This is a genomic window from Methanocalculus sp., assembly GCF_030651615.1.
Classification (GTDB): domain Archaea; phylum Halobacteriota; class Methanomicrobia; order Methanomicrobiales; family Methanocorpusculaceae; genus Methanocalculus.
In genome coordinates this window covers 1-4,651 of record NZ_JAUSCG010000230.1, presented here as the reverse complement: position 1 = coordinate 4,651, position 4,651 = coordinate 1, and the positions used below count along the sequence as shown (strand labels likewise).

5 protein-coding genes are annotated in these 4,651 nt (G+C 47.6%); 1 reads left to right on the top strand and 4 read right to left on the bottom strand.

The window, feature by feature from the left end:
• On the bottom strand, window positions 1-496 hold a 496-nt coding region (locus Q7V06_RS09630), incomplete at its 3' end, for a hypothetical protein (RefSeq protein WP_304840975.1).
• Between the two features lie 8 nt (window positions 497-504).
• Window positions 505-1,098 carry a hypothetical protein gene (locus tag Q7V06_RS09625; protein WP_304840973.1) on the bottom strand — a complete coding sequence of 198 codons (594 nt, stop codon included), beginning with the start codon at window positions 1,096-1,098 and terminating at the stop codon, window positions 505-507.
• Window positions 1,099-1,241: 143 nt separating this feature from the next.
• Between Q7V06_RS09625 and Q7V06_RS09620 the strand changes: the two genes are divergently transcribed.
• The gene (locus Q7V06_RS09620; RefSeq protein WP_304840971.1) at window positions 1,242-2,420 is read left to right on the top strand and encodes an argininosuccinate synthase; all 1,179 of its coding nucleotides are present in this window, start codon (window positions 1,242-1,244) and stop codon (window positions 2,418-2,420) included.
• A gap of 1 nt (window position 2,421) precedes the next feature.
• Here Q7V06_RS09620 and Q7V06_RS09615 read toward each other — a convergent pair whose 3' ends face one another.
• Window positions 2,422-2,826 (bottom strand): pyridoxamine 5'-phosphate oxidase family protein, encoded by a 405-nt coding sequence (locus Q7V06_RS09615; RefSeq protein ID WP_304840969.1) that lies wholly within the window; start codon window positions 2,824-2,826, stop codon window positions 2,422-2,424.
• Between the two features lie 46 nt (window positions 2,827-2,872).
• Window positions 2,873-4,516 (bottom strand): adenine deaminase, encoded by a 1,644-nt coding sequence (gene ade / locus Q7V06_RS09610; protein ID WP_304840967.1) that lies wholly within the window; start codon window positions 4,514-4,516, stop codon window positions 2,873-2,875.
• Between the last annotated feature and the right edge of the window lie 135 nt (window positions 4,517-4,651).

The window sequence follows — 4,651 nt, the reverse complement described above, 5'->3', positions numbered from 1 at the left end:
CAAAGTCACGCTGTTCATCATTTTTCAGATTGTGCTTTGCTGCGAGAGATATGAATTGTTCCATGATTTGATGGAGCTCTGCTCTCCCACGATCGGACATGACATAATCAGCCGGATCAGGTTTATCACGGGGGAGATTCGCAAAATAATTGTATCGATCTGCCGGAACAAGGATCGTCCAGGTATAATATGCATTTTTGTAATACCAGCGATAGACCTGGGTGGTATCTTCAGTCAGGAGTTTGAGTGGAACTGACGGTGTTGGTGATGGTGTGAGAGGGCCGGGTAATGGGAGTTGGCCGACGAAGACTGTCACATCACCATATCCATATTCAGATGGAGTAATGGTTGGAACAGCATCTCCCGGCACATAGGAGATCTCCTCATCCGGGTCGACACATCCTGAGATACTGATGAAGAGAAGGAGGAGGGCGATGCAGAAGAGTCCTGCCCCATATCCGGAGTGCGGATCCCGGTAGAATTGAGAAGAACGCATTCTCTCCCCTACCGAATCTGTGCTTTCTCTTTTAGATTGCTCTTTAGTTCTGTGCATTGGTGATACAGATTCATGATCGCAGTCTTCGTACGATGAAGCTCTGCAAATTCTTGTGAAGAGATATCAGACTCTGTAATCTGATCAAGGCTGGAAGCAGCAGAAAAGGCTTTTCCAGACATTTCATTGAGCTTCTCCTCTGCAAGGTTAAGCTCCTGTTTCAATCCGACATAATTAAATGTTGTATAATACTGGTCTGCCTTCGTGATATGTCCCCGATATGACTGAAAATCATCTTTAACTATCTGAGAGGCGGATCTGAGCGCTTCTGTCCATGTGTAATATGCATTATACCGTGCAATCTCTTTCACATCTTCTTCTGAGATAACTTCCATCTCTAAAAAGATCTGATCAATTATATAGATCTGATCATCAAGAGTGAAGGGGTTCGTCTGCCCTTCAACAAGATTCAGTTCTTCCAATGCATCGGTTGCAGACATGAGGTGATCAGAAATTTCATCAAGCGGTGTTGAACCAAATGGACACCCGGAAACCATAACAGCCACTATAGTAAGGAGCAATAGTGTTACCACACCACATTTCATCTTCTTCACCATACCAATTATTATTATAACATGATGTAATGATAGTCTTTTCTGGTCTTCCCGGACAGCTGCCCATTCACAACCGGGGAAGAAGACTCATTGCTATTGAGATAATACAATATTAGAAAGATCGGTGTTATACCATGTCAGAAAAAACAGTAGTGCTATCATTTTCAGGGGGGCTTGATACCTCCATCTGTGTTCCGCTGTTAAAGGAACGATATGGATTTGATCGGGTCGTCACCGTTGCCGTCGATGTCGGGCAACCTGAAGAAGAAGTGAAGATGGCAACAGACAAAGGCCGGCTCATTTCCGATCTCCATTACACTCTCGATGCAAAGGAAGCTTTTGTAAAGAACCACATCTTTCCGGCGATAAAAGCAAACGGATCCTATGAAGGCTATCCGATGGGAACATCTCTTGCCAGACCGTTGATCGCAGAAGAGACGGTTAAGATTGCAAAGAAGGAAGGGGCAACAGCCATTGCTCACGGGTGTACCGGAAAGGGGAACGACCAGCTCAGATTTGACTTTATCTTCAGACTGCATGGATTTGAGATCATTGCTCCGATGCGTGAGATGAACCTTACCCGTGAGTGGGAGATCGAATATGCTGAAAAGCATAATATTCCAGTTCCTGTTGTGAAAGACAAGCCATGGAGTGTTGATGAGAATATCTGGAGCCGGAGTATCGAAGGCGGAAAACTTGAAGATCCTGCATATCATCCGCCTGAAGAGATCTACCACTGGACTATAGCACCACGGGATGGCCCCGACACCCCTGAAGCGATCACAATCGAGTTTAAGCTCGGTGTTCCTGTTGCATTGAATGGGGTGCCTATGGATGGCATTAGTCTGATCAATAAGCTCAACACCATCGCCGGTCGGCATGGTATCGGCAGAAACGATATGGTTGAGGACCGTATTCTCGGGTTAAAGGCGAGAGAGAACTATGAACACCCGGCTGCAACGGTGATCCTGGCAGCCCATAAGGATCTGGAACGACTCACCCTTACCCGGCAGGAGCTTGCATTCAAGGTTGGTGTCGACGATAAATGGTCCGAACTTGCCTATATGGGTCTTGTCTATGAGCCGCTTTATCTTGCGCTGAATGCATTCATCGATACCACCCAGAGACGTGTGAACGGAACAGTCGATCTGGAACTCTTCAAGGGAAGTGTCCGTATCCTCGGAAGGTCATCACCTGATGCACTATACTCAAATGATCTCGTATCCTTCGACAGTACAACACTTGATCAGGCTCATGCGATCGGATACTCGGTCTTCTTCGGCCTTCAGGCACGAATGGTACAAAAAAAGTAGGTTACTGGAGGAGTGTTCCGGCATTCGGACCCGGAGCACACTCATAAATCTCAGTCACAGTCAGGATAAGGAGGGATTTGCCGGGGAGATTGGGCTTCTTCTCATGAAGGATCGTCCGCATCTTCTCAACATTCTCCCCGCTCTTTTCCACCTTTACGTCACACTTAAGCTGGACACATCCACCAATAGTCCGGCTCCAGACATAGAGTGCAGCATGCGGGTTCTCAAGGACATTCTGAATCGTCTTCTTCATGAAGTTGTCACCGATCCAGATGGTCTTCTCATCCATAACCCAGATGCTTCCCATCGGGGCGACGTTTGGTATTCCTTCTTTTGACGCGGTCGCCAATGGGAGGATTCCCACTTCGGCGATTGAGTCTTTGAGTTTCTGATCAATCGTTACCATACTCTGGAGATGATGATATCAGAATACATAAACATTGTGTCTTGCGTCAAGTATTAACGAAGAGATCCGTCTCACAGAAACGGGTATTGTCAAAGAGACCACGCTCGGTCAGTCGCAGCTCCGGGATGACGGTGAGTGCAAGGAATGAGAGGTACATAAAGGGGTTCCCGATTGTACCAAGCGAACGGGCATGATTATCCAGACGGCCAAGAGCATCAACAACCTCTGGATATGGCTTCTCAGACATGATACCACCCCATGAGAGTGGAAGAACAGACGTCTCCGATCCGGAGACGACGGCCATCGCACCGTTATGGGATGCGACAATTCGTATTGCCATGGCAATATCAGAATCATCTGCTCCAACCGCGACGATATTGTGAGAGTCATGCGATACACTGATCGCAAGGGCTCCGTTGGAGAGACCAAATCCCCGGACAAGACCAAGACCAAAACCACCTGCATGGTACCGGTCGCAGACGACCGCCTTCAGGATATCAGATCTTGTATCGGGGAGATTAGATCCGATAACATCATGAATCTCCTCTACTGTAGTGATCTGCCCGGGAATGATCCCGATCACCCGTGCAGGACCAATTCCGGTGATCACAAGATCTGCTCTGTCAGGAAGCCGGCATGAGAATCTGGTCTTCAGGGGGAGTGGGGGGCGATAGGGGAGATCCACAATCTGCTGACCCCTCTTGAAGGTCTTTTTCACCGAGAAGCCATCTGAATCTTCAAGGACGATAAAGTCCGCAATCCGTCCTGGTGTAAGGGCACCGCGATCATTAAGGCAGAACCGCTCGGCCGGAGTGAGTGTCGCCATTCTGAAGGCAACCTCTTCAGAAACACCAGATGAGAGGGCTATCCGTATGCAGTCATCAATAGATCCGGCAGCATCAAGCATATCTGCATGCCGGTCATCGGTTGCAAAACTACATCTGGATGCTGTCCTGCAGTCTGCCAGAGGGGCAAGATCCCGCAGGTTTCGGGCTGCAGCCCCTTCTCTCATAAAGATATACATTCCTTTTATGAGTTTCTCTTTCGCTTCATCTGCGGTGATGCACTCATGGTCGCTCTGAATACCTGATCGGATATAGAGATCAAGTGCTGCTCCGGAGAGCATGGGTGCATGGCCGTCAACGATACTGGAGAGAGCAATCTTCTTCAGAACCTCAGGATCTTCTCCAAGAACCCCGGGGACATTCATCATCTCCCCAAGACCTATCACTGAATCATCAGAGAAAAGGGGGATAAGATCATCAGCAGTGAGGGTTGCACCTGCACAATCCATCGGGGTTGCCGGAACACAGGAAGGAAGCATAAAGAAGATGTCAAGTGGAGTCCTCTTTGAATCATCTATCATCGCTTTGATGCCGGGAATTCCGGCAACATTTGCAATCTCATGAGGGTCAGCAATTACTGTTGTTGTACCATGTTTCAACGCCAATCTTCCAAACTCTGCCGGGGTGAGAAGTGAACTCTCGATATGGAGATGTGCATCAATAAGTCCTGGAAGAATACGTGCCCCTTCAAAATCAAGTATCCTGGCAGCAGAGTATTCTGATCCAAATCCCATGATGTAGCCATCTCTGATTGCTAAGGAATCATCTGTCCAGTCACAGATGAATGGGTTGAAGATCGATATGTTCTGAATGATAAGATCGGCACGATAGGGATCAGTGGTCATACGTTATCCATTATTAAACTGTAAAATCAATAATTCTCCCTGCTATACGGGTACCTTCATAAAAGATGATCATATGTGCTTTATAGACTCCTTCTGAGATTGGAGCAGAGATAACAAGGCTACGATCTCCCGGCG